A 3,073-nucleotide genomic window follows, 5' to 3' on the forward strand; every position below is an offset into this window, starting at 1 on the left:
GCCTACGCCAGCAGTGGGAAGAGCGAGAGCTTAAGCCCCTCAAGGAGCAGGCGCAGACCTACAAGGAGCGATACACGCAGGCGCGCCGCAATGAGGCGCTGCAGCGCGTGAAAGACCACCTCGCTGATGAGGTGGCCGATCCTTGGGTAGCTGAAAAGCTGGCATCTGAGGCACAGCAGCGCGTCGACGTGAGTGATGACGGCATCCGGTACCTGCGCCCAGATGGGCAAGCGCCGTACGCTGCTTCCGACTCACAAGACGCTGCGAAGCTCATGGCTGACGACCTGCTTTCGGAAGTGCCGGAGCCGCTCCGCGCAAGTAAGCGAAACGCAAGCGGCAGCGGCTACAAAGGCAATGCGCCCACTGGCGTTGGCAGTAAGCCGAAGTCAGAGTACAGCCGCAGCGAGAAGGCGCAGTTCTATGCCGAAGCCCGAGACGCGGGCAAAGATCCGAACGAAGCGTGGTCCCAACTGCCTGACGAATGATTTTCCATTAGACACACCACGGCATTATGCCCCGTACGCAAAATACATTCACGATCTATGAAGACGAGTTCTACGGCCAGCTCAACGAAACGCTGGTCCAGAACACCGAGGTCTTCAACGCTGCCAGCGCAAACGCGATCGTCCTGGAGACTGACCCTACGGTCGGCAACTTTCAGAAAGAGGCTTTCTTTCAGTCGATTGGTGAAGACCTCATCAACCGCCGCGATATCGGCTCCACTGCTGGCATCACGCCCGAGGACATGACATCGGACGAGATGGTACGCCCCAAGCTGGCGCGCAGGTACTTCGTGGCTAAGGCCATGAGCGCGCTGAAGCGCATTGGCCTTACCGAGGGGGAGTTTTCGCTTGCGCTTGGTGAGCAGGTGGCTAAAGCCATGATGGTTGAGTACCTCAACACTGCCATCTTGTGCGGTGTGACTGCAATGGAGGGCGAAACCGACATTGTGCTTGACGCCGAAGCAGGCACCATTGAAAACGCCACCCTTGTAAACGGCTTGGCTACCTTTGGCGACAGCTCCACAAATGTCGTTGGGCTTGTCTTCCACAGCAAGCCGTTTTTTGACCTGATGGGCGAGCAGGTGCAAAACATCACCGACCGCATCGGGGGGGCCACCATCTACGAAGGAACGGTGGGCACGCTCGGCCTGCCTGCCATCGTAACTGACAGCCCGGATCTGGTCGACGTTGGCGCGGGGCCCGGTGGCGAGGACATTTACCGAACCATTGGCCTCACCACGAATGCGCTCCAGATTATCCAGGACGGGGAGCCGTCTGTTGTGGATGAGATGCATACCGGGCAAGAAAATATTGAGTACCGGGTGCAAGGTGAGCACGACTACAATGTCGGCGTCAAGGGATACAGCTACACTGATAGTGCGGCCAATCCCGACAACGCAGCGCTTGGCACCGGTGCGAATTGGGCCAGCGTGATGGCCGACCTCAAGTCTACCGCTGGCTTCCTCATCCGCACCCAGTAAGATATGGCTATTGCCTACGTCTACATTGACGGCCCGGCCGTCACCGACACGCATCGCCAGGCCGCCGCACGCTACGACCGCGTGCGGTGGCGTAACGGTCGCTATTTTAAGAAGCCTGACCGGCTGGCTGGCCTGGTGGTGACAGACATGGACCGCGTGCGTGAGGCGTATGAGCACGCCGGTGTGCCTGTCGAGCCGCTCAGTACCGAAGAGGCCACCGACGAGGAGCCATACCGTGGCGAGCGCTACGTGGTAGATCCTGGAGGGCGCGGGTGGTATCGCATCCTTGACCGGGAGACCGGCGAGCACGTAGAGGGCGCATCGACACGCGACGAAGACGAAGCACACGCTACCGCAGAGCGACTGAATGCCGATGGCTGAATACCTGACCCCTACCGCTGCCGCCGACTACCTACCGCCCGCGATCATTGGCCGTGCGGATCTTGACTTTTTGCGTGCGAAAGCAGAGCGGGAGGTCATCAGTCACTACACGCGGAAGCGCAAGGATATGCTGTACCGCATCTCTGGGCTGCTTGATACTGTGCTCCGCCGCAGCGTGCAGCACCTGCTTGACCCGCAGCGTCGCGTTGCCGTGATGCTGCAGTGGTATAAGGAAGATGCAGATGACATCGACGAAACCGATCCCGAGCAGGTCAAGTTTTTGGATGCCATGCGCGCTGAGATCGCCGAGCACGTGGAACATCTTGCGCAGCAATACGAGCCGGGCGGTGCGCGCGATGATCAGGCGGTGCAGTCTCAGAGCCGCGGTGCGCGGTCGGTGTCGTACTTTGGCAAGCGCACAGACCTGCGCAGCGGTTTCGGAAGCTACTTGCAGCCCTACGACCTACGCCCCAAAACTACGTACATCTGATGCTTTCCTACGCGCAAAAGATCACTGTTGAAACGCCGCCCACAACTGACGGACTGGGGCGCGAGGGTGAGTTGTCGTATGTCGCGACGACTACCGAGCAAGACCAGGCGGTCACGACGCAGGTCGTTGATGAGAGCGAGCTTCTCACCACGTTTTCGACCGATGGCCTTCCCGATGTGGAAGGCGATGAGGCAACATTCGTGTTTGAAGACCCAGGCCAGTACGAGATCACGCTTGCCCAGACAGCGCTCGACACCACCGTCTACGACGGCGCTGCGGACGTGCAAGAGGGCGCTGTGGAGCGTGTCGACCGAGGCGGGCAGACGTTCCGCGTCGGAGATGCAGAGGCGTTTTTGCCGCGCCGCGTGCCTGGCATCGACGCCGGCCAGGCCGTTACGATCACATGGGCAGATGATAGCACGCAGGCCGCCACCGTAGCCGAAAAGCGCCGCCTTGACGACAGCCTTGTGCTCACCTACGACGACTGATATGGCCACGCTGGAGTTGGACACATCAAGTTTAGAGAGGAAGCTGCGCGCCTACCCCGATGAGGCGGAAAAGCGCCTTGGCTTTGCTGTGGAGGCGACCGCGCGCAAGGTGCAAGATGTCGCGCGTGAAGAAGCGCCGGTGGACACATCCAACCTGCAATCCAGCATTACGGTCGAAACCGATGGCCTGGAAGGCGAGGTGTTCACCGTGCTTGAGTACGCCCGGATCCA

The 3,073-nt window shown here is 60.2% G+C and carries 6 protein-coding genes; all 6 read left to right on the forward strand.

Going from position 1 to position 3,073, the window contains the following annotated elements:
* Positions 1-485 (forward strand): hypothetical protein (locus PPP56_RS01655; protein WP_353562134.1); only part of this gene is annotated, 485 nt, incomplete at its 5' end.
* Between the two features lie 26 nt (positions 486-511).
* Positions 512-1,483, forward strand: a complete 972-nt coding sequence (locus PPP56_RS01660; protein ID WP_353562136.1) for a major capsid protein — start codon at positions 512-514, stop codon at positions 1,481-1,483.
* A 3-nt stretch (positions 1,484-1,486) separates the two neighbouring features.
* The gene (locus tag PPP56_RS01665; RefSeq protein WP_353562138.1) at positions 1,487-1,864 is read left to right on the forward strand and encodes a hypothetical protein; all 378 of its coding nucleotides are present in this window, start codon (positions 1,487-1,489) and stop codon (positions 1,862-1,864) included.
* Positions 1,857-2,354, forward strand: a complete 498-nt coding sequence (locus PPP56_RS01670; protein WP_353562140.1) for a hypothetical protein — start codon at positions 1,857-1,859, stop codon at positions 2,352-2,354. Before PPP56_RS01665 ends, PPP56_RS01670 begins: the two co-directional genes overlap by 8 nt.
* Positions 2,354-2,842, forward strand: a complete 489-nt coding sequence (locus PPP56_RS01675; protein ID WP_353562142.1) for a DUF6093 family protein — start codon at positions 2,354-2,356, stop codon at positions 2,840-2,842. Before PPP56_RS01670 ends, PPP56_RS01675 begins: the two co-directional genes overlap by 1 nt.
* A gap of 1 nt (position 2,843) precedes the next feature.
* Positions 2,844-3,073, forward strand: a 230-nt coding sequence (locus tag PPP56_RS01680) for an HK97 gp10 family phage protein (protein WP_353562144.1), incomplete at its 3' end; no start/stop codon positions are given.

The sequence above is a fragment of the Longimonas sp. genome, assembly GCF_040409695.1.
Lineage (GTDB): Bacteria > Bacteroidota > Rhodothermia > Rhodothermales > Salinibacteraceae > Longimonas.